The organism is Halogranum rubrum (assembly GCF_900114455.1).
GTDB lineage: Archaea > Halobacteriota > Halobacteria > Halobacteriales > Haloferacaceae > Halogranum > Halogranum rubrum.
The window spans coordinates 37353-62056 of record NZ_FOTC01000009.1 but is presented as its reverse complement, the minus strand read 5'-3'; the positions used below and the strand labels follow the sequence as shown (position 1 = coordinate 62056).

At 62.9% G+C, this 24704-nt stretch carries 22 protein-coding genes; 12 read left to right on the top strand and 10 right to left on the bottom strand.

Annotated features, from left to right (window positions below; translation table 11 throughout):
• The first annotated feature begins 191 nt into the window (after positions 1 to 191).
• Positions 192 to 365: a hypothetical protein gene (locus BM083_RS23590; RefSeq protein ID WP_177197736.1), complete on the top strand. Its 174-nt coding sequence runs from the start codon at positions 192 to 194 to the stop codon at positions 363 to 365.
• Positions 366 to 501: 136 nt separating this feature from the next.
• A complete protein-coding gene (gene psmB / locus BM083_RS21025; RefSeq protein WP_009365588.1) occupies positions 502 to 1227 on the top strand; it encodes an archaeal proteasome endopeptidase complex subunit beta in 726 nt (241 codons plus the stop codon).
• Between the two features lie 72 nt (positions 1228 to 1299).
• On the opposite strand, the gene BM083_RS21020 is transcribed toward psmB, so the two are convergent.
• Entirely contained in the window at positions 1300 to 2838 is a 1539-nt protein-coding gene (locus BM083_RS21020) for a glutamate-cysteine ligase family protein (RefSeq protein ID WP_089872356.1), read from the bottom strand.
• Between the two features lie 163 nt (positions 2839 to 3001).
• Between BM083_RS21020 and BM083_RS22975 the strand changes: the two genes are divergently transcribed.
• The 5 genes from BM083_RS22975 (at position 3002) to BM083_RS20995 (ending at position 6900) form a co-directional block, all read left to right on the top strand.
• Positions 3002 to 3151: a rubrerythrin-like domain-containing protein gene (locus BM083_RS22975; RefSeq protein WP_245756962.1), complete on the top strand. Its 150-nt coding sequence runs from the start codon at positions 3002 to 3004 to the stop codon at positions 3149 to 3151.
• Between the two features lie 77 nt (positions 3152 to 3228).
• Positions 3229 to 4011: a DICT sensory domain-containing protein gene (locus BM083_RS21010; RefSeq protein WP_089872352.1), complete on the top strand. Its 783-nt coding sequence runs from the start codon at positions 3229 to 3231 to the stop codon at positions 4009 to 4011.
• A gap of 45 nt (positions 4012 to 4056) precedes the next feature.
• Entirely contained in the window at positions 4057 to 5829 is a 1773-nt protein-coding gene (gene ligA / locus BM083_RS21005) for an ATP-dependent DNA ligase LigA (RefSeq protein WP_089872349.1), read from the top strand.
• 77 nt (positions 5830 to 5906) lie between these two features.
• On the top strand, positions 5907 to 6125 hold the full coding sequence (locus tag BM083_RS22970) for a hypothetical protein (protein WP_049893425.1): 219 nt from the start codon (positions 5907 to 5909) through the stop codon (positions 6123 to 6125).
• Between the two features lie 52 nt (positions 6126 to 6177).
• The gene (locus BM083_RS20995; protein ID WP_089872345.1) at positions 6178 to 6900 is read left to right on the top strand and encodes an MBL fold metallo-hydrolase; all 723 of its coding nucleotides are present in this window, start codon (positions 6178 to 6180) and stop codon (positions 6898 to 6900) included.
• Positions 6901 to 6909: 9 nt separating this feature from the next.
• Here BM083_RS20995 and BM083_RS20990 read toward each other — a convergent pair whose 3' ends face one another.
• The gene (locus BM083_RS20990) at positions 6910 to 7968 is read right to left on the bottom strand and encodes a PAS domain-containing sensor histidine kinase (protein ID WP_089872343.1); all 1059 of its coding nucleotides are present in this window, start codon (positions 7966 to 7968) and stop codon (positions 6910 to 6912) included.
• A gap of 184 nt (positions 7969 to 8152) precedes the next feature.
• Here BM083_RS20990 and BM083_RS23585 point away from each other — a divergent pair, with 184 nt between their 5' ends.
• Both BM083_RS23585 and BM083_RS20985 read left to right on the top strand, forming a co-directional pair.
• Positions 8153 to 8311 (top strand): hypothetical protein, encoded by a 159-nt coding sequence (locus BM083_RS23585; RefSeq protein WP_177197735.1) that lies wholly within the window; start codon positions 8153 to 8155, stop codon positions 8309 to 8311.
• Between the two features lie 42 nt (positions 8312 to 8353).
• A complete protein-coding gene (locus tag BM083_RS20985) occupies positions 8354 to 8950 on the top strand; it encodes a DUF8108 domain-containing protein (RefSeq protein WP_089872340.1) in 597 nt (198 codons plus the stop codon).
• Between the two features lie 24 nt (positions 8951 to 8974).
• On the opposite strand, the gene BM083_RS20980 is transcribed toward BM083_RS20985, so the two are convergent.
• A complete protein-coding gene (locus tag BM083_RS20980; RefSeq protein WP_009365579.1) occupies positions 8975 to 10069 on the bottom strand; it encodes a DNA topoisomerase IV subunit A in 1095 nt (364 codons plus the stop codon).
• 1 nt (position 10070) lies between these two features.
• On the bottom strand, positions 10071 to 12491 hold the full coding sequence (locus tag BM083_RS20975) for a DNA topoisomerase VI subunit B (RefSeq protein ID WP_089872338.1): 2421 nt from the start codon (positions 12489 to 12491) through the stop codon (positions 10071 to 10073).
• A 215-nt stretch (positions 12492 to 12706) separates the two neighbouring features.
• Between BM083_RS20975 and gyrB the strand changes: the two genes are divergently transcribed.
• Together gyrB and gyrA are read left to right on the top strand one after the other, a co-directional pair.
• Positions 12707 to 14641, top strand: a complete 1935-nt coding sequence (gyrB, locus tag BM083_RS20970) for a DNA topoisomerase (ATP-hydrolyzing) subunit B (protein ID WP_089872336.1) — start codon at positions 12707 to 12709, stop codon at positions 14639 to 14641.
• Positions 14642 to 14653: 12 nt separating this feature from the next.
• Complete coding sequence (gyrA, locus tag BM083_RS20965) at positions 14654 to 17170, top strand: DNA gyrase subunit A (RefSeq protein WP_089872334.1); 2517 nt, start codon at positions 14654 to 14656, stop codon at positions 17168 to 17170.
• A 66-nt stretch (positions 17171 to 17236) separates the two neighbouring features.
• On the opposite strand, the gene BM083_RS20960 is transcribed toward gyrA, so the two are convergent.
• The 5 genes from BM083_RS20960 to rocF all read right to left on the bottom strand — a co-directional run bounded on the left by BM083_RS20960 (position 17237) and on the right by rocF (position 22833).
• On the bottom strand, positions 17237 to 18829 hold the full coding sequence (locus BM083_RS20960) for an aryl-sulfate sulfotransferase (protein WP_218149000.1): 1593 nt from the start codon (positions 18827 to 18829) through the stop codon (positions 17237 to 17239).
• The gene (locus tag BM083_RS20955) at positions 18829 to 20499 is read right to left on the bottom strand and encodes a hypothetical protein (protein WP_089872333.1); all 1671 of its coding nucleotides are present in this window, start codon (positions 20497 to 20499) and stop codon (positions 18829 to 18831) included. The genes BM083_RS20960 and BM083_RS20955 overlap by 1 nt, the downstream gene beginning before the upstream one ends.
• 222 nt (positions 20500 to 20721) lie before the next feature.
• On the bottom strand, positions 20722 to 21081 hold the full coding sequence (locus BM083_RS20950; protein ID WP_089872331.1) for a group I truncated hemoglobin: 360 nt from the start codon (positions 21079 to 21081) through the stop codon (positions 20722 to 20724).
• A gap of 105 nt (positions 21082 to 21186) precedes the next feature.
• Positions 21187 to 21834 (bottom strand): helix-turn-helix domain-containing protein, encoded by a 648-nt coding sequence (locus tag BM083_RS20945; RefSeq protein ID WP_089872329.1) that lies wholly within the window; start codon positions 21832 to 21834, stop codon positions 21187 to 21189.
• Between the two features lie 87 nt (positions 21835 to 21921).
• Positions 21922 to 22833 carry an arginase gene (gene rocF / locus BM083_RS20940; RefSeq protein WP_089872327.1) on the bottom strand — a complete coding sequence of 304 codons (912 nt, stop codon included), beginning with the start codon at positions 22831 to 22833 and terminating at the stop codon, positions 21922 to 21924.
• 104 nt (positions 22834 to 22937) lie between these two features.
• Here rocF and BM083_RS20935 point away from each other — a divergent pair, with 104 nt between their 5' ends.
• Positions 22938 to 23324, top strand: a complete 387-nt coding sequence (locus tag BM083_RS20935) for a hypothetical protein (RefSeq protein ID WP_143085787.1) — start codon at positions 22938 to 22940, stop codon at positions 23322 to 23324.
• On the opposite strand, the gene BM083_RS20930 is transcribed toward BM083_RS20935, so the two are convergent.
• Positions 23253 to 24644 (bottom strand): DUF389 domain-containing protein, encoded by a 1392-nt coding sequence (locus BM083_RS20930; protein ID WP_089872323.1) that lies wholly within the window; start codon positions 24642 to 24644, stop codon positions 23253 to 23255. The two genes, BM083_RS20935 and BM083_RS20930, sit on opposite strands and share 72 nt — an antisense overlap.
• Between the last annotated feature and the right edge of the window lie 60 nt (positions 24645 to 24704).

The window sequence follows — 24704 nt, the reverse complement described above, 5'->3', positions numbered from 1 at the left end:
GTCGCGAATGATCTCCATAACTTATGGAAATAGCGCCTCTCAGTGACGAGGTGATTTTGTAAATCTCTCCCAAACACTCACTCGACTTGTCCCGAGTGCAACTGCGCTTTAATCGCACGACGTGAGCGAGGTCGGAGAGACAGGGAGGCGAGAAAGCTTATGTACCCCGATGGTGCCTCCACTGATAGCAGATGATCGAAACGGCGTACCGACTCAGCCTGTTCGCACTGTACCAGTTCACCATCGCACTGGGAATCCTCCTGTTCCCGCTCGCCCTCCTCGCCCGCCGCGCCGGAGTCGAGTTCCCGCTCGGCCGAATCGTCGCCCGACTCGGGAACGCCTACGAGAGCGCCGGCGCTCGCTAAGCGTCGGGACCGACACTTTTGGATTCTCCAGTTCACTCGTCACGTGAGCGGACGCTGACTCGTTTCGCCGTGCTGGCAGAGGCAAGCCGGGAGGGAAGGGTGGCATTTATCAGCGCGCCGGGCCAAGAAGGGGCTAATGCGTACGCCAGGCGACTTCTCCAGCAATCTCGACGCGCTGAACGGCGACCACTCCAACGTGTTCGGCCCGGAACTCGGCGAGTTCCCCGAGACCGAACGCCGTGCACAGGCGTCGCCCGACGAAGAGATGAAGACCGGGACCACGACGGTCGGTCTCAAGACCAGCGAGGGCGTCGTCCTCGCAACCGACATGCGCGCCAGCATGGGCTACATGGTCTCCTCGAAGGACGTCCAGAAGGTCGAGCAGATTCACCCGACGGCAGCCCTGACGATCGCCGGGTCCGTCTCGGCCGCCCAGTCGCTCATCCGCTCGCTCAAGGCCGAGACCAGCCTCTACGAGACCCGTCGCGGTCAGGACATGAGCATGCAGGCGCTCGCGACGCTGCTCGCGAACTTCCTGCGCTCGGGCGCGTTCTTCGTCGTCCAGCCCATCCTGGGCGGCGTCGACGAGGAAGGTCCACACGTCTACAGCATGGACGCACTCGGCGGCATGAGCGAAGAGAACTACACCGTCACCGGGTCGGGTAGCCAGTACGCGCTCGGTGTCCTCGAACAGCACTACGAAGAGGACCTCTCCATCGAGGAGGCAAAGACCGTCGCCGCGAAGGCCATCCAGAGCGCCGTCGAGCGTGACCTCGCCTCGGGTAACGGTATCAACGTCGCCGTCGTCACCGACGAAGGCGTCGACATCACGCGCCACAAGGACATCGCGAAGGTCCTCTAAGCCGGCGAACCTCGTAGACTTAGACTCCTCGTACTCACGAGCACACAAAAGAGCGTCTTCCGCTTCCGCTTTTCAGACCCAGTCAGCGAAGCTTCCGTCGAGCAGCGTCTCCGACTGCTTGCGGATGTACGCCTGCTGCATCCCCGTAATCGCCGTCGCCAAGTCGTCGCCGTCGGTCAACCGTGACTCCACTTCCTCGCGCTTCCAACTCGCCGGCGTCCGGGCCGCATCGACCCGCGCCTGCAGCGGTGCGATGTAGCGTTCGGCTTCGGCGTCGCTACATCCCGCAGAGGTCAGTCCGTCGGTGGCGTGTGCCAACAGGTCTTCGTACACTTCGACGGGGTTCGTCGTCTCGTGGCCGTCGTTCGCTATCCACCGCTGGCCGCTGTCGAGACCGTCGCGCATCGCCGCGTAGAAGTTCTCCCTCGCGACTTCCCAGTCCATGTCGGCGACGGGATGCTGACGCTGTGGCAGACTCTCCATCAACCCCGCGAAGGCGGCTTGGAAGGCGATAGAGTCTCTGACCGTCGGTTGGGCCGGAATCGGCCGGAACTCGATACGGGCGTTGGCCGAGGAGCGACTCGACCCGCCGAACACCGGACGAACCCAGCGCCAGTAGGTGCCGTGTTTCATCCGGAGCGTCGCGAACGTGTCGTCGAAGCGCTCGCCGTTTCGCGTGACGGGCATCGGGACGAACGTCTCGTCGTCGACGACCCGGTCGACCGCCTCCTCGATCGTTTCGAGGTCTCTCGGGAACGCCACCTTGTCCACCTCAGTCGCCGTGTTCAACACGGACTCGAAGACACGGACGCGATGTTCGTCCCACGCCTCCGCGAGAATCGTCTCGGCGTCGACGCCGTCGTCGTAGAGGTCCGGCGGGAAGAACGGCGAGTTGACGCCGAGTGCGAGGAGTGGTCCGGCGACGCGGACGGCGTAGTTGAAGTGGGTCGGGAGGTCCGCCGCGTGCGACATCTGGTAGTGGGGCTGAATCGACGTGATGAGGCTCTCGGGCATCACCGTCGGCGCGTCGTAGGAGACGTTCGGAGCCTCGATAGTGAACGTCTCGGGGGCGTCCGGACCGTTGGCCATCGCGTGATACCGGACGGCGTCGCTCATGTTGGTCGCGATGTCGATACCGTCGTCGTCGACGCTCCCACCGAGGTACTCCCCGGCCGTCTCGCCGGCGGGGGGAATCGTCCACATCGCGTCGCTGACGAGACGCATCCCCTCCGAGCGCGTACAGTCGAGTGCGGCGCTCAGACGCGCGAGAACCTCCGACTCCTGTGCGCGGAGACCGTGTGGGTTGAACGGTTGTGGACTCGTACTCATCTCGGCGTTGTGCAAGCCGAGTTCCTTCTCGAAGCCGATGAGTTCGAGCATGCGACGTGGGACCCGCATCAGCGAACACGCCAAGTCTTCGTCACCCGACCACCGGCCGTCGTCGACGGCGTAGAACTCGTACTCGAAGCCGACGATAGACTGATGGTTGTCGAAGGTGCCGTCTCTGAGTTCTTTCTTGACGACTTCGGCGTCAGCCTCGGCGTCCGCTCGGAACGTCTCGATGTCCACAGAGAGAACGTCCCGAACGGCCCCTGCGAGGTCCTTGCTCATATCTCTACTGTGTATCGGCTCTTCTTGAACCCGTTGGCTTTCCGGAGCGAGACCTACTGAGGATGCCGCAGAAAGAGTTAGTGTGCTGTGCTACCATACAACACGTATGGCGAAGAACACAGCTACGAGGTCTGGGCCGACGAAGACGAACGAGGAGACAGCGATGCTACCAGCCGCGGAGACGAGCATGGAACGAATGTTCACCTACGAGTGTACCGAGTGTAGCAGTCGTATCGAAGCCGCTCACCGCCCGCCGATGTGTGAGTCGTGCGGCGGCGAGATGCAGAACATCAGCATCTCTCGAGAGCAGTAGCGCCGCCGATAGACGTCGACAGTACGAATTTTTTGAAATTACACAACGATTATCTATTTCGTGTGTGATGTTGGGGTATGTCTGACTCGGCACAGCCCTCACTCTCCACGTTCTTCGACGGAGTCGAGTCACCGGCCCGCTCGCTCGTCGTCGTCAATCGACGAGAACCGAACGCCGTCCAGAACCTGCTTCGGTCGGCGTTCGACGGACAGTCGGTCACGGTCTCCGAATCGGAGTTACCCGACGTAGACGACGACGTCGTCATCGTCGTCGAAGACGGTGACATCGTCGCGGCGTCGCCGCTAGAAGACGTGATGAACGCGTTCTTACTCATCAACTCGGACACGTACATCACGGGGAGAGGTAACGCCGAGAACGTCGACGTCCCGAACGTGTTGACCGCACTCGACGACGTCGTCTTCGACCTTCGGGGCTACCCCGTCTCGAACAAGGAGAAGCTCCTGTTGATTCTCATCTCGCGTCACATCGAGCAGTTGGCGCTCCAGACGGACTCCGGGCGTCTCAGGTCGACGTTCCAACGCCTCTCACGCTTCGACGACGAACGAGGCACACGCGACGTCTACGAGGCACTCGCCGCGTCGGGTGTCGACGTTCACGTGTACGGTCAGTCCGGGAGACACGGGCAGATACCTGACGAGATACCCGACGTCACTGTCCATACCGGAACTAACGCCGACTACCGACGCTCGTGGTGCGTAGTGTTCGTTCCAGAGCGACCGACGGACGACCACGCCGCGTTGGTCGCGGTCGAAACCGGCCCGAACGTCTGGCGCGGCCAGTGGACGTACGACGCCGACCGCGTTCGCGACATCGACCAGTATCTCGACACGAACCTCTGAGTCGCTTCGGCGCGTTTTTGACCGAGACGTGGCTACGTCGTCGTAATGGAGTTCGCCGCCTTCACCGCCCGTGCAGACGACATCGACGCCGAGGCTGCCGACCTCGCCAAGACGGCGCTCGTTCGCGACCTGTTCGCGGCCGCCGGCGACGACCTCTCGGTCGTCGCACGGTTCGTGCAGGGTCGCGTCTTTCCCGCGTGGGACTCGACGACGCTCGATATCGGGCCGAGCCTCTGCTACGAGGCTATCGCGCGAGCGGCGGGGCAGAACGTCACCGCCGCAGCGGTCGAAGACCGACTCGCCGAGATGGGCGAAATCGGTGACGTCGCCGCGAGTTTCGACTTCGGCGGCCAACGCGGACTCGCCGCCTTCGGCAGCGGCGGCCAGTCGAATCTGACGGTCGAAGGGGTCGACGAAGCGCTTCGTGCGCTCGCTGCCGCCTCCGGGTCCGGCAGCCAAGACCGGAAACTCGACACGCTGTTCGGGCTTTTCAACCGCTGTTCGCCCGCGGAAGCCCGGTATCTCGCTCGTCTCGTCCTTGCAGAGATGCGCATTGGCGTCGGCGAAGGAACCGTCCGCGACGCCATCGCCGAAGCGTTTCTCGCCGATGCGGCCGACGCAGCGGCCGTTCGAGACGACGACGCCGACGACGAACAGGTGACGGCCGCACGCGAACGACGCGACACCGCCATCGAGACAGTCGAACGTGCCCTCCAGGTCTCGAACGACTACGGGCGCGTCGCCGTGATTGCCCGTGACGAGGGAGAGACCGGACTCGACGCGGTCCAACTCGAAGTGGGGAGACCAGTCCAAGCGATGCTCGCGCAGGCAGGGACGGTACTGGATGCGCTCGACGCGTGGGGCGACGTCGCCGTCGAGACGAAGTTCGACGGCGCGCGCGTACAGGTTCACTACGACGGTGGGAGTGAGAACGGCGAAGGCGACACCGACGTCTCGCTGTTCTCGCGTAACATGGAGGACGTCACCGACGCGCTGCCGGAAGTCGTCGAGTTCGTCGAACGCGAAGTCGACGTGCCGGTCATCCTCGACGGCGAAGTCGTCGCCGTCGACGACGACGGGTCACCGCTGCCCTTCCAAGAGATTCTGCGTCGGTTCCGCCGGAAACACGACGTCGACCGGATGCGCGACGAGGTGACCGTCGAACTCCGAGCGTTCGACTGTCTGCACGTCGACGGCGACGACCTACTCGCCGAATCGGTCACCGACCGCCACGACCGACTGACCGACCTGCTCGGCGAGACGGACGCCGTCTCGAACCTCCTGCTAACCGAGGACGCCGAGGAAATCGAGGCCTACGAGGCCGAGGCTCTCGACGCAGGCCACGAAGGAATCATGCTCAAGAACCCGGACGCCCCGTACTCGCCGGGGAAACGCGGGAAGAACTGGCTGAAACGAAAGCCGGACGTGGAGACGCTGGACCTCGTCGTCACCGGCGCGGAGTGGGGCGAAGGCCGCCGCGCGACGTTCCTCGGGACGTTCCTCGTGTCGGCGCGGGTCGAGGAGAGCGAAGACGCCGAGTTCCGAACGCTCGGTAAAGTCGCGACAGGAATCACCGACGAGCGTCTCGCCGAGTTGACCGAGCGACTCGAACCCGACATCGTCGCCGAATCCGGGACGCAAGTCGACTTGCGCCCGACGACGGTGTTCGAGGTGGGCTACGAGGAGATTCAGCAGTCGCCGACGTACTCGTCGGGCTACGCGCTTCGGTTCCCGCGGTTCGTCGAGGTCCGTGAGGACAAGACACCCGAGACGGCAGACACCCTGGAGCGTGTCGAGCGGTTGGCCGAGCAACAGTAGGTCAGTCGGTCGAAGTGCGGAGGTGTGTGAACGCCCCCACAGAAGCCTTTTCAGTCCGAGTCCGATACGTCGCCACCATGTCATCGATAGACCCCACCCGGACGCCCGGCGCCGTCTCTCCGACACGGAGAGCGCCGTCGTCCGGGACACTGACGCGGACCACGTCGTTCTGCACCGGGACCGCGGTGCGAACGTCGAAGGCACCGCCGTCGGTCACGAAACTCGGGACGCTACTGGTACTTCTCGTCCTCTTTACCGCCGTGTTGGCAGCTATCGAACTCACTGGCGCACAGTAGCGACCGGAATCGCAGGCGGGGAGTTATAGCCCATCGAGCAGAACGGAGAGTCATGAGCATCAGACACGACAGCCTCTCTGTGACGTGGCTCGGCTACGCGACCGTACGTATCGAGACGGCAGACGACTTCGTCGCGTATCTCGACCCCGGGCGATACGGTGTGCTCGACGACTACTACGCTCGCGACGGTGACCTCGTCTGTATCACGCACAACCACCACTACGACTCCGACGGTATCGAGCGCGTCGCGAAGGGAGATGCGACCGTCGTCGTCTACGAGGGTGTCGACGCGAGCGACATCGACCGCGACGTGAAAGCGGTCGACGAACTCGACTACGACGTCGTCCGCGTCGGCGAGGAAGACCATCTCACCGTCGGCGACATCGGACAGGTCGACCTCTGGTCGCTTCCCGCCTACAACGAACCTGACGGACCGCACGCCGACGAGAACGGTGACGTCGTCCACCCGCGTGGACTCGGCTGTGCGTTCATGCTCTCGCTCGGCGGGCGAACCGTCTTCTGGCCGGGTGACTCCGACGCACTCGACGGGTTCCGCGAACTGGAAGTGTCGCTCTTTCTCGCCAACATCGGTGGCAGCGTCGTGATGGACCGCCACGAGGCCGCAGACCTCGCAGAGGCACTCGACCCCGACCTCGTGTTGCCGATTCACTACAACACCATCGAGTTGCTCGAAACCGACGAGGAGGCGTTCGTCACCGACGTCGCCAAACGCGGAATCCCTGTCGTCCTCGACGAACGGTCGGCGAACCAGTAGTCGCAGGCGCTAGTCTGCTGGCTCCGAAACGTCGAGAAGTTCGGACAGAGGGCCGTTCGACGTGAACGACGGCGTCGTTCGAACCTCGAAGCGAGCACCCGAACCGACGTCCGCGAGTTCGACCGTCCACCCGTGTTTCGCTGCGACACTGTCGACGATGGCGAGTCCGAACCCCGTTCCCTCGGTGTGGGTCGTGTACCCCGGTTCGAACAGTCGGTCGCGGTCTTCTTCGGGAATACCGGGCCCATCGTCGGCGACGAAGAAGCCACAGTCGGTGGTGCCGACGGTGACCGTCACGTCGGAACCGACGTGGTGGATGGCGTTGCGAAAGATGTTCAACAGGAGGTGGTCGAACAGTTTCGGATAGCACGTGACGATTCGGTCCGCTTCGACGACGAGCGTCGCGTCGGCCGTATCCATGCCCTCCCACACGTCTCGGGCGTGGTCTGCAATCGACCCCTCGGTGGGTTCCGTCGCGGCAATCTCCGACTGCATCAGTGCGAGAACGTCGTCGGCGATGGCGTCGATACGCTTCAACGAGGTGTGGATTCGGTCGACGACGGCGGGGTCTGCATCGCCGAGTTCCGACAACCAGCCGTCGGCGATGTTCAACGGGTTGCGGATATCGTGTGCGAGTAGGTGGACGAGATTACGGAGTTCGTCGTTCCGACGCTGAACTTCCAGTTCGGCCAGTTTGCGGTCGGTGATGTCTGCGTGAGTGACGACGCCGTACCGCTCGCCGTCGACGAGACAGGGAGTCGCCCGCATGAGGAACCAGCGACGGTCGGTCGGGCCGTCACACCGATACTCGAAGACGAACTCGTCAGATTCGCCGTCGAGAACTGCCCGCACGCCGTCTGCAATCTCGGTCGATTCGTCGCCACCGTCCGCATCACAGACGCCGAGGTAGTTCATCCCGAGGGTGGCGTCCGTGGCAAGTCCGTTCTCGACACCGAACGTTCGCCACGCGTGGTTGGTTTGGACGATTACTCCGTCCGCTCGGAGTATCGTCACCTGCAGCGAGAGTGCGTCGAGCGCGGCCGCACCGAGTGTCAGAGTTCGATTCATTCTTGAAATATATACACTCTACACAATGATGAACGTTCCTAGGTACTCTGTCTCTATGGCACACGTCTCCCGATGAGTCCGGGAGTCTGCGTCTCGACAGCGTGTTCGTCAGAGCGACGAGTTCGACGACGTGGCGACAGCCACACACACAACACAGATGTCTCGGTGGCTCGTACCAGGGAGTATGCGTCCCTCCAGAGCGACCTACTGTCGTGGCTGTGGTGACTTCCTCCCCCTCGACGCCGCCTACTGTCCCGCCTGCGGCACCGCCGTCTCCCAGCGTGGAACGGTCCGGACACCCGACGTACTGTTTCAGAGGCGCATCGAACACTACCTCGCCTGAGGATGGAAGATCGAACACGAGTTCGACGACCGAGTCGTCCTCGTGAACCGGGGGTTCGGGTCGCTCGTCCCACACATCGCGCTCGTGTTCTTCACGCAGGGCATCGGCAACCTCGTCTACGCGTGGTACTGCTACGGTCCGGGCGCACCACGGCGGGAACTCCGCGCCGACGGAACAGACCAGTCACTCGGCGACACCGGCGGCCGGTTCTCCGGCGTCGACCTGCCGACGGTTGCAGGGCTCGGTGTCGGGATGGTCGCCCTTCCACTGGTTCTCTGGCTCTTCCTCGTCGGCTACACCAACGTACTCGTCTTCGCCCTCCTCGTGACGACGCTCGTGCTCCTCGGCGTCACCCTGTGGAACCGGACGAGCAACACGAAGTCACCGACGACGTTCGGTCGGAAACGGTCGCTCACCGAACGCCCCATCGGCGACGTCCCCGAAGCCTGTTCGGACTGTGGCGAGGTCATCTTGGACGGCGTCGAACGGAGTTTTGCGACCCGAACGTACGTCGCCGGCATGCCCGTCAAGACGCACGAATCGGGGACGAACCGATACTGTCGGCACTGTGCGACCGATTCGAGACGGCCGGCGCGAACGAGCGACTACGAACGCGAGAAAGAACGCGAGATTGCGTGAGTCGAGAGAGCGACGCGGTTCGAGTTAGATGACGCCCATATCCGAGAGACGCTCGGGCAGATAGGTGTCGGTCACGAAGTCCAGTCCTCGAGATGCGAGCGCCTGCTGTTCTGCCTTCTTGCCGATGTCGAGTTGGAGTTCGATCTGCTCCTTCCAGAACTCCGATTGGAACCGCGGGTCGGTCAGTTCCGACTCCAAGGCGTTGATGTCGGAGTCGGCGAGCGGGTCGGTCGGCAGGTCGTAGTCGACGATGTCCTGTGGACGGATGCCGACGTACTCTGCCTCGGGCGTCGCGAGGTACTCCGAGAGGTGTGCAGACTTGATAGAGCCGTAGGCGACAGAGCCGTAGATACGGTAGGACCACGGGTCGCCGTCGGTGAACACCACGACAGGGAGGTCGAGTTCGTCGTGGAGACGCTTCGTGATGCGGCGCGTCGCTCGTGCTGGCTGTCCCTTCAGGTGGACGACGAGGACGTTGTACTCCTCGTCGAAGCCGTTCTCGACGAGTCGGTCGCGCATCCCACCGGTCTCGACACAGAGCACGAAGTCGATGTCGTGGTCGAGAAATTCGATGGTGTCGGGGTTGTTCGGAATCTGGTAGCCACCCTCGCCGACGTCCTTCTGACAGTGTATCTCGCGTTCGCCGCGACGGGTCTGCTCGCGGAGTTCGAGCGGTCCCATCAGGGTCGCACCCGACTCCTCCGGGCGCATGTGGAAGTCCTCGCGAGTGACCTTCGAGACGATTTCGAGGTCCTCGACCAACTGGTTCGACTCGTCTTGGTCGGAGAACTGCGCCTCCTCGTTGTCCCACGACTCCGAGAGGTAGTACAACTCACGGAGGGTCGAAGAGCGGTCCTCGTCTAACTGTTTCGCGAGGAAGTCGATAGTATAGACGGCCTTCAGCAACTTGCGCGCACCGCGCACGGAGTTGGCCGACCGCGTCGAGGTACGGTCGCCGTAGACCCACACGTTGGAGTCTTCGTCGAAGACGATGTTGCTCTTCGTCCGGGTCGGGAGTTTCATCTCGGGAATCTCGCCGCCGGCGAACTGGTCGTAGAACTCCGCGGCGAGGTCGATGAGTTGCTCGCGGGCTTTCTCGTCTTGGGTGTTGGGGCTCATGTTAGGCTTGGACCGTCAGTTTCTCGTTTTCGACGCCGTCGACGTTGATGTCGAAGTCCGCGTCGTCGCTCACGTCGTACGTCAACTTCACCGTCTCTCCGGAGGGGACGGACGGCGACCACTTGACGAACCACTCGCCGTCGAGGTCGACGACCGTCGCACCGTCGGAGACGTTCTGCGGTTCGACGGAGACGATGTCGGTGATGTCGGGCTGTTCGGTTCTATCGGAGTAGTTCTCGACGATGAGCGTCACCGTTCCGTCCTCGAGTTCGCGCTCGACGCTCACGTTGTTCATGATGCGGGCCAGCGCGCCGTCGATGTCGGGTCGTGGTCGGCCCGTGACCTCCGACACCTTGTCGGCCATCTGCGGGAGAATCTTCCCGAGGACGTCCTGTTTCTGCCGGCGCTTCTCCATCGAACGGCGCTTGTTGAGGTAGGACTTCAACTCGCGGGCCGCCTCTCGAATCGCGAGTTCTATCTCGTCTTCGATGGCCGGAATGTTCGCGAGTGCGTCCTTCGACTCGCTGGTGAAAGGCACGTTCGTCGAGGCGACGTGAATCATGATGACGGCGGGGCCGTTCGGCATCCCGCTGCCGCCGGGTTGGTCGAGTCCGTAGTTCCGCCAGCCGATGCGCTTGACTACGTCAGTCGTCGCACACGCGCCGCGCTGGTAGACGAGTGGAACGCGGTTCGCGAAGCGAAGCAGGTCGACGCTTCCTTCGGCTTTCAGGTCGCCGCCGTAGGCGATACCGGCTTCGACGATGAACGGGTCGCCGCCGTGGACCTCGGCGTCGCGCGTCGCCGCCGCGTAGAAGTCGGCGTCGAACTCCTTGCGGAGACCCGCTTCGACGAGTTCGGCGGAGATGGGCGAGAGACAGTTCGTCGGCGGCGCGAGGATGTCCGTCTCGCGCATCGCCTCCAAAAGCTGTGACGAGATGTCGCGGTCGTCGGCGACGTCGTTCACCTTCGGCACCTCGTCGGGGACCGTCTGCATGACCGACCAGAACGCCTCGGTGACGTTCTCGCGGGCGGTGTCGCCGACGGTGGCGTCGTCGTACTCGACCGTCGCATTGGCCGCGTCGTCGACGTAGGTCCGGAGTTGCTTGAAGGTCGTGCGGTGGCGGTAGTCGTCCGCCGTCCCGAACTTGCGGGCGAGGCGCTCGGCGAGTGCGGTGACTGTCGCGTCGTCTTTCCGGGTACTCGTCGCGCCGTCGACGAGCGCGTAGACGTCGGCGGTGAGTCGGTCCGTCTCGCTCTCTTCGTCGTAGCCGGCGAGGACGGCCCAGGCGGCTTCGACGGCGTTCTCTTTGACCGTCTCACCGAACGTCTTGTCGAAGTCTTCTGCGGCGGCCGCCGCCGCGTTGTCGACGATGTCGCGGAGTTCGTGGTGGGTCGTTCGCTCACGATTCTGGAGCACGTCGACGACCGTGTCGGCGAAGGCATCCGTCGCATCTGCGCCCTTCCCGGAGACGGCGTCGACGATAGCGGCCCGGAGGTCCGCGTCCTCGTGGGCGTCCGGAGCAGACCAGCCCATCTCGCGGCCGAAGTGGCGGTCACGGAAGCTGTCGACGACCTTGTCGGCCGTCTTCTTGCCGACTCTGGTGAACTCCTCTTGGAGGAAGCCGGAGACCGAGTACGACTCGGTCGCCTGCAGCATCTTGATGAGCGTCCCCAGTTCGACACCGTGCGGGTGCGGACGAATCTCCTCGGTCTCTGCAGGCAACTGGTCCGTCGCCCGTTCGAACTTCAGCGGTTCCTCTAGTCCTGGTTCGCGAAGTTCGAGGCGTGCGTGCGGGTTGACGACGGCAGTGTGTTTGATGTAGTCGTGGAGCTGTTGGCGAGCGCGCATGTTCGCCTCCATCTCCAGTTCGATACGGGTGCCGTGCGAGCGGTCCCACGAGGTTTCGCGGGCTTCCTTGATTTCGGGCTCGTTGGTGTCCGTGTCGATGATGAGCTCGAAGTACTGGGCGTCTGCGCTACCCTGTGTTCGACTCGTAATCTTCGCGGCTTTCCCGCTGGTGAGTTGCGAGTAGAGGACGGCGGCGGAGATACCGATACCTTGCTGCCCGCGTGACTGCTCGCGAGCGTGGAACCGAGAGCCGTAGAGTAGCTTCCCGAACACCTTGGGCAGTTGCGCCTTGGTGATTCCCGGCCCGTTGTCTTCGACGATGAGTTTGTAGTAGTCACCGGCTTCGGCGATTTCGACGTAGATGTCGGGTGCGAGACCGGCTTCCTCCGTCGCGTCGAGCGCGTTGTCGACCGCCTCTTTTACGGCGGTTACAAGCCCTCGGGCCCCGGAGTCGAACCCGAGCATGTGCTTGTTCTTTTCGAAGAACTCGGCGATTGAGATCTCCCGCTGGTTCTGCGCCAGCTCGTCGGCGATCCCAGAATCCTCGCCGAGTGTCGACTGGAACGAGGTCATTCGTTGGGAACTTACCCGACGGACCCATAAAACCTCTCGGTCAGCGCGGTGAAAGTGAAACGCCCGGACGGCGACGTTCTTGTGACACGTTCTCGTGGGTCTCGTGACAGATAGCGAGGAGGTACCACGGAGTAGGAGCCGTACTATATCGTCCAACGCGCGTGCCCGCGTGCGAGGGTTTAAGGTGGGGTCTGCCCTACGTGGAGTCAAGTTCTATGTCACACGAAAATGAGTACAGTGCCGGCCAAATCCAGGTCCTCGAAGGCTTGGAGGCTGTGCGAAAACGTCCGGCGATGTACATCGGGTCCACGGACGCTCGTGGGCTTCATCATCTCGTCTACGAGGTCGTCGACAACTCTATCGACGAAGCACTCGCGGGGTACTGCGACAACATCGACGTGACCATCCACGAGGACGACTCCGTCTCCGTCGAAGACGACGGACGCGGTATTCCCGTGGACACCCACGAACAGTACGGTCGCCCCGCAGTCGAGGTCATCATGACCGTGCTCCACGCGGGCGGAAAGTTCGACAACAAATCCTACCAAGTCTCCGGCGGACTCCACGGCGTCGGCGTCTCCGTCGTCAACGCGCTCTCGACGACGCTCGAAGTCGAAGTCAAACGTGACGGCTCTGTCTGGACACACCGCTTCGAACGCGGCGAACCGCAGGTCGACGCCTTCGAGGAAGTTCGTGAGATGCGCCCCGACGAGGAGACGGGAACCAAGATTCGCTTTTGGCCCGACGACGACATCTTCGAGGAGACCGAGTACAACTACTCGACGCTCGCGAACCGTCTTCGCGAACTCGCCTTCCTCAACTCCGGCGTCGAGATTACGCTCACCGACGAGCGTGACACCGACGACGACGGCGAGCCGATTTCCGAAATCTTCCGCTACGACGGTGGTATCAAGGAGTTCGTCGAGTACCTCAACGAGACGAAGACGCCGCTGCACGCCGACGTCGTCTACTTCGAAGACGAGCAGGACAACATCCAAGTCGAAGTCGCCATGCAGGCGACAGACGAGCTACAGGGGTCGATTCACTCCTTCGCGAACAACATCAACACTCGCGAGGGTGGCACCCACCTGACGGGGTTCAAGACGGCGCTCACGCGCGTCGTCAACGACTACGCCTCGTCGAACGACATGCTGACCGACCTCGACAACAACCTGAAAGGCGAGGACGTTCGCGAGGGTCTCACCGCCGTCATCTCGGTCAAACACCCCGACCCGCAGTTCGAGGGACAGACCAAGACGAAACTCGGCAACTCGGAGGTTCGTGGCATCGTCGAGAGTGCCGTCCACAACGGACTCAAGACGTACTTCGAGGAGAACCCCGCGACGGCGCAGTCTGTCATCATGAAGGCCGTCGAAGCCGCGAAGGCACGACAGGCGGCCAAGAAGGCAGAGGAACTCACACGCCGCAAGTCGGCACTGGAGTCCTCGTCGCTGCCAGGCAAACTCGCCGACTGTCAGACCCGCAAACCCGAGGAGGCCGAACTGTTCATCGTCGAGGGTGACTCCGCCGGTGGCAGCGCCAAGCAGGGGCGTGACCGGAAGAACCAAGCTATTCTCCCCCTCAAAGGGAAGATCCTCAACGTCGAGAAGAACCGGCTGGACCGGGTCTTAGAGAACAACGAGGTCAGGGCGCTCATCACGGCCATCGGAGCCGGTATCGGCGAAGAGTTCGACATCGAGAAGGCGCGCTACCAGAAGATAATCATGATGACGGACGCCGACGTCGACGGCGCACACATCCGGACGTTGCTTCTCACCCTGCTCTATCGGCACATGAAGCCGCTCATTGAGGCCGGATACGTCTACGCGGCCCAACCGCCGCTCTACCGCGTCCGCTACCGTGGCGAGACCTACGACGCGATGACCGAGGCGGAACGCGAACGCATCATCGAAGAGAAATGTAACGGCAACCCGACGCAGGTCCAGCGGTTCAAGGGTCTCGGCGAGATGAACCCCGAACAGCTGTGGGAGACCACGATGGACCCCGAGAACCGCATCCTCAAGCAGATTACCATCGAGGACGCCGCGGCCGCAGACCGCATGTTCAACGTCCTGATGGGCGATGCGGTCGAACCGCGCAAGCAGTTCATCAAGGACCACGCGAAAGACGCCGAGTGGGTCGACATCTAAGTCTACATCTACATGAGTTCAGAGATTCCGAATCCAGACGACGAAGACGTACCGGCGGCACAGGTCACGACTGCACGCATCGAAGACGAGATGGAGCAGTCGTACATCGACTACGCGATGAGCGTCATCGCCGGACGTGCCCTCCCGGACGTCCGCGACGGCCTCAAGCCGGTCCACCGGCGTATCCTCTACGCGATGAACGAAGCGGGCGTCACCGCTCGCTCCGCCCACCGGAAGTCCTCCTCCATCGTCGGCGAGACGATGGGTGACTTCCATCCGCACGGTGACTCGGCCATCTACGACGCACTCGCGCGGATGGCACAGGACTTCTCGATGCGGAACCCCCTCGTCGACGGACAGGGGAACTTCGGCTCTGTCGACGGCGACCCACCGGCCGCCATGCGGTATACGGAGGCTCGGATGTCGCCCATCGCCGAGGAACTCCTCGCCGACATCGACAAGGACACGGTCGACTTCAAGTCGAACTACGACGACCGTCTGCAAGAGCCAGACGTGCTCCCCTCGGCGTTCCCGAACCTGCTCGTCAACGGCTCTTCGGGCATCGCCGTCGGGATGTCGACGAACATCCCGCCGCACAACCTCGGCGAGGTCATCGACGCGACGGTTCACCTCATCGACAACCCCGACTGTACCATCGAAGACCTGATGGAGTACGTCAAGGGGCCAGACTTCCCGACGGGGGCGAACATCGTCGGCCGAAACGCCATCCACCAGGCGTACAAGACCGGTCGTGGACGGGTTCGCGTCCGCGCCGAAATCGACGTCGAACGGGACTCGAACGGAAACGACGAGCGCATCGTCGTCACCGAACTCCCGTTCCAGGAGAACAAGGCGCGACTCATCAAGAACATCGCGGACGACGTCAACGACGGTAAACTCGAAGGGATTCGTGACCTGCGTGACGAGTCCGACCGCGACGGGATTCGGGTCGTCATCGACCTCAAGCGCGGGGCGAGCGCAGACATCGTCAAGAACCAACTGCTCGACAGCCATCTCGAATCCACCTTCGGCGTCATCAACCTCGCGCTGGTCGACGGCCAACCGAAGGTACTCGACCTCAAAGAGACGCTCTACGAGTATCTCGAACACCGACGCGAAGTCGTGCGTCGTCGTAGCGAGTACGACCTCGCGGAAGCCGAGGACCGCGCACACATCCTCGAAGGTCGGTTGACGGCGCTGGAGAACGTCGACGACGTCGTCGACCGCATCCGCGACTCCGAGAGCCGAGACGACGCGAAGGTCGCGCTGATGGAGGCCTACGACTTCTCGGAGGCGCAGGTAGACCACATCGTCTCGATGCAGCTCGGTTCGCTCACCTCGCTGGAGGCCGAAGCCATCGAAGACGAGTACGAAGAGGTGCAGGCGACCATCGAACGTCTGAACGAGATTCTCGACAACGAGAGCGAACTGCTCGGCGTCATCAAAGACGAACTCGGCGACATCAGAGACGAGTACGCCGACGACCGACGCACGAGCATCATCGAGGACACTGGCTCGATTACCCGCGAGGAACTCATCCCGCAGGAGGACGTCGTCGTCGTCGTCACCGAGGACGACTACATCAAGCGGATGCCCGCGACGACCTTCCGCGCACAGAACCGCGGCGGGAAGGGAGTCATCGGCACGGACCTGAAAGAGGGAGACAGCGTGTCGTCGGTGTTCTACGCGAACACCCACGACTACCTCCTCTGTTTCACCAACCACGGGCAGGTCTACCAGTTGAAGACCTACGAGATTCCGGAGATGTCCCGAACTGCTCGGGGGAAGTCGGCGGTGAACGTCATCGACCTCGACGACGGCGAGGAGATAGAGGCCGTCGTCAACACCGACGAGATGGACGAAGACGAGTTCTTCACGATGGTCACCCGCGACGGCTACATCAAGCGGACGGCCGTCGACGACTTCTCGAACATCCTCTCGACGGGGATTCGCGCCATCCGTCTCGAAGACGGCGACGCGCTCGTCGACGTCGAAGTCACCGACGGTGACCGCGACATCGTCATCGCCACCGAAGACGGGATGAGCATCCGATTCGACGAGAACGAAGCCCGTGCGATGGGCCGAACCGCACGCGGTGTCCGCGGTATCCAACTCACCGGCGACGACAAGGTGGCCGGTGTCGGTGCGGTCGGCGACCACCACCAGTGGCTGCTCACCGTCACGAAGAACGGCTACGGCAAGCGGACCGACATCGACGACTACCGAACCCAGTCGCGTAACGGGAAGGGTCTCATCGACATCAAGACCGTCAAGCGCAACGGGCCGACCTGTGCTATCGAGACAGTCGCTCCCGGCGACCACCTCGTCGCCATGAGCGAGAGCGGTCAGATCATGCGCACTCGCGTCGACGAGATTTCGACCGTCGGCCGTAACACGATGGGCGTCATCGTGATGGACTTAGACGACGGCGACCACGTCGCCGCCGTCGACGTGGTTCCGGCCGCACGCGTGAGTCCGGAAGAAGACGAGAAAGAAGACGCGGGCGAACTGGAACAGCCAGCCGAATAGTCCGCTCCCGTCTCGGTGACTCGGCGACCCGGCGAACTCTTTTACAGTGGTCCGGTGAGACCGGAGCTACGTCGACAGCGGTCGCGTCCGTCTCACTCGCCACTCGAATCGGAGCCACCCGAGTACGACGACGACGGCGACGTGCAGGAGGAAGAAATCACGCGACGTCACCCACTGTGGCATCACCCACCGAGCGAGTTGGTAGTAATCGGTCCACTGGTCGTAGAGTTGGTCGCCGATGCCGGCGTTCGAAGCCCCGTCGTCGCCGACGCTGACCCCGTCGGTGAGCGTGTGCATCGGTGGCCCTGCTGATTCGTCGCCGTACTCCAACCGTTCGACGTCGTAGACGCTGAAGCCGACGTCGTGTTCCCAGACTACCTCGCCTTCGGGAGAGACTTCGACCAACCGACCGCCACCGCTGTCCGCGATGAGCGTGTTTCCGTTCGGAAGTCGGTCGGCGTCTCGTGGCCACGCGAGGTCACCGTGGTACTCCCACGAGAGAAGCCAGTCGTCGCCCCGTTTCGTGTACTCGACGATGCGGTCGTTCTCACTGTCGGCGATGAGGACCGTCGGCGGGTCTTCCGAGAGCAGGACGGGGTTGTGTTGCTCGTGGAGGATGTCGTAGTTGTCCTCTTCACCGACAGCCCACTCGACCTCCTTCGTCGAGCGGTTGATGAGCAAGACGCGGTCGAACTCGCGGGGGCTGACGAGAAACGCGCTGCCGTTCCGAACCGAGTCGACGTCGTTCAGATGCGTGTAGTCGTTGTCGATACCGTCGCCGTCCGTCGGGGGGAAATGGTCGTCGAAGTAGTACGACCAGACGATTTCGTCGGTGTTGGCGTCGTAGATGTAGATTTGGTGGCCGATAACCGAACGGTTCTGACCGCTCCAGTCGTTCGCTCGAAGGACGGCGCGCCACGGGTCTTGGAGTCGTTTCTGGAGTTTGTTGGCGACGACGTACTGGCCGTCACCGAGGTAGTCCACGTCGTGGGTGTCGGGTGGCACCAAGAACGTGTCGACGATTTCGCCGGTCCGCCAGTTCAACACCACCGCTTGCCACGAGTAGCCGCTCTCGAAGCGGTCGGCGTTTCGCTTGACCGTGAAGAGAATCGTCTCGTTGTCGAGCGGGTCGACGTCGAAGTACTTGGTGTGAAACGACGTGTGCTCCCAGACGAGTGCCTTCGATTCGGTGTCGATAGCGAACACACCGGCCGTCTTGCTGCCCTGTTCGTTGCCCTGAACGGTGTAGAACGTGATGTTCTCGGTCGGTGGTGCAGTCTCTGCGGACGGACGAACGTCGCCGGTCAGAGCATTGACGCCGACCGGGAGAACGAGGAGGAGGACGACGAACACGACGAGGAGTCGAACGACCGAGGCGTCGTCGCGCGACACCGTCCACTCGTCGAAGGAACTCGGTTCACCTGTCGGAGACGACACGACCCAGAGTGCGACGACCCATCCGAGAGCGACGGCCGCAATCGAGACTGGGTCGCCGGCGACGACAATCCTCGCAGTCGTGACTACCGCTCCGAGCAAGAGGAACGTGGCACATCCGAGAAGTGTGACAGTGACGAACTGCCAGTGGGGTGGCCACCGACCGAAGACGTGTCGTACCGTCGTCGCTCGTTCGAGCGTCTGCCCGACACGGCTACGCGCCACTATGCGTCACCTCCCGACGACGCGGTGTTCCGAATCGTGGGATCGACTTCGATGACCACGAGGTCGTCGGTCGTGTACACGACCGTCCCGAGCGAGTCGAATCGGGTCTGCCGCCAGTTGTTCGGGACGACGATGTATCGGACGTCGTACGCTCGGATGACGTCTCTCGCGGCGTCGAGGTTCGCGGGTGTCGCGCCCTCCCAGCGGAGGTCTTCGAGCGTCTGGAACGCCGCCGACTCTCGGCGCTCGTCCGGGCGATACGAGCCACCCGCTGGTGTCGCCGTGAGGCCACTCTGACCGGTCAGCGCTTTCGTCCACGAGACGACGTAGAACGGGCCAGCGACCGTCCCCGAGAACGGCTGTTGCTGGTCGAGCCATCCGACGACGCTTCGCAAGGAGTCGTCGTTCTTCACCGAGTAGTAGTCCTGTGCGCTCTCGTAGTACCCACTCGACCAGTAAGCGCCGGGAACGAGGACGACGAGTGCGAGGACGACGGCGACGATTCGTCGGGCACGGTCGTTCGATTCGTTGCCGCCCACGAACCGACTCACGGTCCACGCGGCGACACCGACGGTGACGGCAGTCCCGATGGCAATCGGTGGGGCGAGGAAGAACGAGACGCGCGCCAGTTCCGTACTCACGTTCGGAAGGCTCGATACGACGGCGGCCATCGTCAGCGGACCGAGGAGCCAGCCGAGAACCACCACTCCGACGGCCCCACCAGTGAGTTCGAACGCTCGCGGAGACGTGTCGTTTCGGTACTGGTCGAGGGGGTCGAACACGCCGTCGACCGTTCCCTGGAGGAACAGTACGTACACGACGAGTGGGAAGAAGGCCAAGAGGGCGAGTCCCATCACTTCGAGTACCGGGTCACGAGAGAGTTTGTACAGTAAGACACCGAAATCGTGGCCGCCGACCGTCGAGGTGTACAGTGAGAAGATGTTCCACTGGCTCGCCAGATAACCGAGAAACAACAGCGAGGGAATCGCTGCGTCGACGACTGTCTCGACGACAGGACGACGCTGTGAGCTGACTACCGCGAGTCCGACTGCGACTGCACCGAGCGTGGCAGGGTAGACTGGTGAACTAGGTGGATGCGCCAGCAATCCGAGCAGTAACAGGAGCGCGAACACGATTCGGTCGGCACGGTAGCCCGTTCGTCGTGCACGGACAAGTGCGCCGACACAGAGCGTCAAGAAGCCGACCGAGATGAGTTGTGGAATCCCGCCGAACGAGAGCAGGTCGAAGAACAGCGACTGCCCGAGACTGACGAACGCGAACGCGAGAACGGCGACTCGGGGCGAGAACAACTCACGAGCGGTGACGAACACGGCCAACGTGGTCCAGAGAAACGCCGTAATCGCCCACACTTTTGCAGCCAAGACCGCAGACCCCAGTAGCAACAACAGGAGTGCGAGCGACATAATCGCGACGGGGTGTGTGGCGAACTGTCCCGCTCCCTCGGATGCAGGAACAGCCCAACCGGCGAAGTACCGCGCCCGGAGCAGCCAGTGTTTCGCGTCGTTCGGTGGGAGCCACCGACTGAACACCCGTGTCGTCACGATAGAGACGCTGACCGCGGCTATCGCCACGACGAGTAGAATCTCGCCGAGTCGACCGTCGACGACGGTCAGCGAGAGACCACGCTCGCCGAAGAGCGACGTATTCATACGCGACTCCAATCGAATCGGCGAGAGTTCGGCTTCGCCCGCTTTCGGTCCGCTCTGTAACTACCGTGGATGTAGTCTGTGCTTCTGGAGAGCATCCGAGAGAGTACACCTGCAACACACATCAATTGATATCAGAGATTCGACAAATATACTCGGATAGATTCATATTTTCTCGGCACTGTACCGCCGAACGTCGCGTCGAAACGTCTAATCGACCGTCGCTTATTCGGCGACAATCGGTGCTTTCAACGCGGCTACCTCGGCCATGATGGCGTCGACGTTCTCGTCGGCGACACCGTTCGTTCGAAGTGCCCGTTCCAGGTACGTGGCGACGAGGTCGAAGTCGTCCTCGCCGATGTCGAGGTGGGCGTGGGCCTCGCGCATGTCGCGGCCCGAGTAGTCGACCGGACCGCCGGCGACGGCACTGATGAACTGTACCTGATGCGCCCGGAGTTGGGCCATGTCGTAGTCCTCGAAGAACCCGGCGAGTTGGTCGTCCGAGAGCACGCGGTCATAGAAGTCGTCGACGACGGCTTCGACCGCTTCCTGTCCACCGATTTCGTGATACAGAGACTGTGACATCGATGTACTTCGATATCGGGCGAGAAGCCACATAGCGACTGTCACTAGTACAGCGGGGTTTATTTAAGCGATAGCGTGGGCAGCGACAGTCGACACGGTGGTGGCTCAGACGTCGAGTAGTTGGTCCATGAGTTTTCGCTGACTGACGGCGAGATGCTCGCTGAACGTCGGCACCGAGATGCCGAGGCGGGCGGCGACGTCGGTGGAGGACGACTCCTTTGGCTGGGCGAAGTAACCCATCTCGTGGGCAGTCTGAAGTACCTCGTACTGCCGGTCGGTGAAGGCAGTTCGGTCGACGACGAGGAGTGACTGCTGGTCGTCGGCCGTCGAGTGAGTCAGTCGCCGAACGCGGACGGATTCACAGCACGACCGGAGGTCGGTGACGACTGCTCGGAGCGTCTCGACGCCGGGAGCGATAAAGGAGAGGACGACCGTTCCCGACTCCGCGGAGACGTCTCGAACGGGACAACCGTGCGTCGGCACGCGGCCGCAGGGACACTCGTCCCCGTCGGTCGTGTATCGATAGACCGACTCGGCGCCGTCCGAAAAGACACGGTCCGCGACGTCGCGAGCGGCGTCGCCGTCGGCGTCTCCCGTCTCCGACACGGTGAACTCGCCGACGACCGTCTGCTCGCCGGACGCCGTCTGTCGACTGGTGGTTATCGACTCTACGTCGACTGTTTCGCTCACCGACGTGACGGGGCAACTGGAGACGCCCTCGACTGCGAGTTGGACGTGGATGCCGCTGTCCATAGAGAGGGAAGTGGTTCGGTCGAGATAAGCGTCGGTATCTGCGTCTCGGTCGTGAGAGTGCCGACCGGCAGGTCGCAGACGAGCGATTCAGAGAATCCGTTTGCCGAGCGCACTCGCCGCGAGTTCCGTCGCCAACTCTGCGGTTTCGTTGTGCTGGTCGAGAATCGGGTTCACCTCGACGAGTTCCAGTGACCGAAGGACACCCGACGTCGCGACCATCTCTAAGGCGGCGTGCGCCTCGCGGTAGGAGACACCGCCGCGGACAGGTGTCCCGACGCCAGGTGCCTCCTTGGGGTCCAGCCAGTCGAGGTCCAGACTGACGTGGACGCCGTCGGTGTCCTCACCGGCGACGGCGAGTGCGTCTTCGACGACGGGCGTGATACCGCGCTCGTCGATGTCAGACATCGTGTAGGCCGTCACGTCGGACTCGCGGATGACCCGCTTTTCGGTCTCGTCGAGGTCACGCAGACCGACGAGGACGACGTTCTCCGGGTTCAGGCCGCGAGCGTTGGCCCACTCGACGCCCTCGAAGTCGCCGATGCCGAGAGCGGCCGCGAGCGGCATCCCGTGGACGTTCCCCGATGGCGACGTACTCGGCGTGTTGAAGTCGCCGTGTGCGTCGAACCAGACGACGCCGATGTCGGCGTCGCGGGCGGAGCCACGGACGGACCCGATGGCGATGGAGTGGTCGCCGCCGAGTGCGACGGGCGTCGAGCCGTCTCGGAGTGCCGAAGCGACTTCGTCGGCGAGGAGGGTGCTGACCTCCTCGACTTCGTCGATGAATCTGGCCTGTCCGTCGCCGAGTTCGACGCTGTCGTCCTGTGCCCGTTCGTCTGCCAGTGGGACGTTGAGGTCACCGGCGTCTTCGACGTCGATTCCGGCCTTCGCCAACTGCGCTGCGAGGCCTGCGTAGCGAATCGCAGACGGACCCATGTCGACACCACGTCGGTTCGCACCGTAGTCGGTCGGTGCACCGATGAGTCGAGCGGTTCGTGTCATGGTCCCATCTGGAACCGGTCGCCACTTAGCGCATGTGGTTGAACGAGACGAACGAGAATCCGCGTCGCAGTCAGGTTTTTGTGTGACTCACACTACCAGTTACCATGGCAGTAAATCCCCACAAGAGTTCGGTTCCTCGCCGGTTTCTCGTGTGGGTCGTCGGCGTCGTGGTGACCGGCCGTGTCGTCGACAGTCCCTCCGAGTACGAACTCCGGCAGTTACGTCCACCACAGGTAGCCGCCTCGCTCGTCGCGTTCGGCGCGTCGATGGCGTTGTTCGGCTACGTCGGGTTCGTCATGCACAGTGGCATCCGAACCGCCATTCTCACCTACGCCGGGATGACTGTCGCTATCGCGAGTATCCCGTTTCTGGTGCAAGCCGTCGTCGCTCGTGCGCTTCGTCTCGTCGAAGAAGTGACGCTATCGAGCGGAGAGCGGACGAGCGAACGCACCGAACGCACCGAGCGACCCGGCCCCCGACCGAAGCGCTGAGGAGTGCAGGTCCGATTCCGACGCTTGTGTCTCCTGATTCGCCGTCTGGTACTCCATGAACCTGACGCTCACCGACACGTCGTGGCCGGTGGTCTGACTGATACGGCGTTCGAGTGTCTCGGCCAAGAACGGATAGTCGGTTCCCGAGGACTGCGTGACGGTGACCGTCACCGACTCGGCGCGGTCGAAGACGTTCACGTCGTTGTACTCCGCTTGCACGCTCACCAGTTCCAACTCGTCGTACTGGGAGGTGGCGACGACGGTTTCGACGTCCTGTTTGACCTGATGCTCGAAGACGATGTACTGCGCCGTCGCCAGCGACGTCGCGACGACGACGACGACGAACAGGAGCACGAGGACCGCGTACGCACCCGTTCGGAGACTGAATCCGACGTCGGTCCACGTGTCGGTCACGAGCGACGACCGATAGCCGAGACCAACGAGGCCGACGTAGGCGGCGAGGTTGATGAAGACGATGTTCATCGCGAGCAAGACGACTGCGCCGAGTGTGATGAGAACGTCACCCCACACGACACCGATGGCGGCGGTGGCGACGGAGGGGACGATAGCCGCCGCGATGGCGACACCGGCGATAGAGACGGGAAGGTCCGTCGCCAACGCGAGTGCACCCGCTGCACCGGCACAGAGCGCGATGGTCAACGCGAGCAAGTTCGGTGTGAGAAAGAGTCCGACCTGTTCGCTGCGGGTGATAGCGATACCTGAGGGGACGAACGACGTCTGCTTGACCGCGAACGTCACGGCGAGTGCACCGAGGAAACCGACACCGAGACCGAGTAGTTGTGAGTTGACGCTCTCGACGAGCATCTCTCTGTCGTCGATGACCGCGCCGACGCTCGCAGAGAGCGACGACCCGGCGAAGGGGGCGATGACCATCGCCCCGACGATGACGATTGCGGAGTCCAAGAGCAGACCCGAGACGGCCACGATTGCACTCAGTGCGGCGAGAGCGATGTACGTCGGCCGGTTCGGTTGTAAGTCGAGCGCTCGTTCTCTGATTTCGGGGTGTGAGATACCGAACGCCCCGCTCGGCCCTTCGACGAAGCGCTCGGCCAACTGTTGGTTCACCTCTCGTCGTGCCGTCGTGTCCGTCACGAGGGTAAAGGCGTCGTCGGGGAGACCGGCGTCGGTGAGGTAGTCCAACAGCGGTTCTTCGGCACCGTCGGGGACGGGAATCTGCACGAGCGTCGTGTTGAGTTCGCTCGCCTCGTCGACGACGGCGTACTCCGCGTCGACGTCGTCGAGCGCGTCGAGAATCGCCCGCCGGTTCGTGTCAGTTACTCTCGTCTGGACGAGTCGCACGTCGAATAGGTCACTAAGCCGAGTCATCAAGGTTCGGGCCGAGACGGAAGCGGGGGACGG

Coding starts and splice junctions, on each gene's coding strand:
- BM083_RS23590 (WP_177197736.1), top strand. CDS start 192: ATGATCGAAACGGCGTACCGACTCAGCCTGTTCGCACTGTACCAGTTC.
- psmB (WP_009365588.1), top strand. CDS start 502: ATGCGTACGCCAGGCGACTTCTCCAGCAATCTCGACGCGCTGAACGGC.
- BM083_RS21020 (WP_089872356.1), bottom strand. CDS start 2,838: ATGAGCAAGGACCTCGCAGGGGCCGTTCGGGACGTTCTCTCTGTGGAC.
- BM083_RS22975 (WP_245756962.1), top strand. CDS start 3,002: ATGCTACCAGCCGCGGAGACGAGCATGGAACGAATGTTCACCTACGAG.
- BM083_RS21010 (WP_089872352.1), top strand. CDS start 3,229: ATGTCTGACTCGGCACAGCCCTCACTCTCCACGTTCTTCGACGGAGTC.
- ligA (WP_089872349.1), top strand. CDS start 4,057: ATGGAGTTCGCCGCCTTCACCGCCCGTGCAGACGACATCGACGCCGAG.
- BM083_RS22970 (WP_049893425.1), top strand. CDS start 5,907: ATGTCATCGATAGACCCCACCCGGACGCCCGGCGCCGTCTCTCCGACA.
- BM083_RS20995 (WP_089872345.1), top strand. CDS start 6,178: ATGAGCATCAGACACGACAGCCTCTCTGTGACGTGGCTCGGCTACGCG.
- BM083_RS20990 (WP_089872343.1), bottom strand. CDS start 7,968: ATGAATCGAACTCTGACACTCGGTGCGGCCGCGCTCGACGCACTCTCG.
- BM083_RS23585 (WP_177197735.1), top strand. CDS start 8,153: ATGCGTCCCTCCAGAGCGACCTACTGTCGTGGCTGTGGTGACTTCCTC.
- BM083_RS20980 (WP_009365579.1), bottom strand. CDS start 10,069: ATGAGCCCCAACACCCAAGACGAGAAAGCCCGCGAGCAACTCATCGAC.
- BM083_RS20975 (WP_089872338.1), bottom strand. CDS start 12,491: ATGACCTCGTTCCAGTCGACACTCGGCGAGGATTCTGGGATCGCCGAC.
- gyrB (WP_089872336.1), top strand. CDS start 12,707: ATGTCACACGAAAATGAGTACAGTGCCGGCCAAATCCAGGTCCTCGAA.
- gyrA (WP_089872334.1), top strand. CDS start 14,654: ATGAGTTCAGAGATTCCGAATCCAGACGACGAAGACGTACCGGCGGCA.
- BM083_RS20955 (WP_089872333.1), bottom strand. CDS start 20,499: ATGAATACGTCGCTCTTCGGCGAGCGTGGTCTCTCGCTGACCGTCGTC.
- BM083_RS20950 (WP_089872331.1), bottom strand. CDS start 21,081: ATGTCACAGTCTCTGTATCACGAAATCGGTGGACAGGAAGCGGTCGAA.
- BM083_RS20945 (WP_089872329.1), bottom strand. CDS start 21,834: ATGGACAGCGGCATCCACGTCCAACTCGCAGTCGAGGGCGTCTCCAGT.
- rocF (WP_089872327.1), bottom strand. CDS start 22,833: ATGACACGAACCGCTCGACTCATCGGTGCACCGACCGACTACGGTGCG.
- BM083_RS20935 (WP_143085787.1), top strand. CDS start 22,938: ATGGCAGTAAATCCCCACAAGAGTTCGGTTCCTCGCCGGTTTCTCGTG.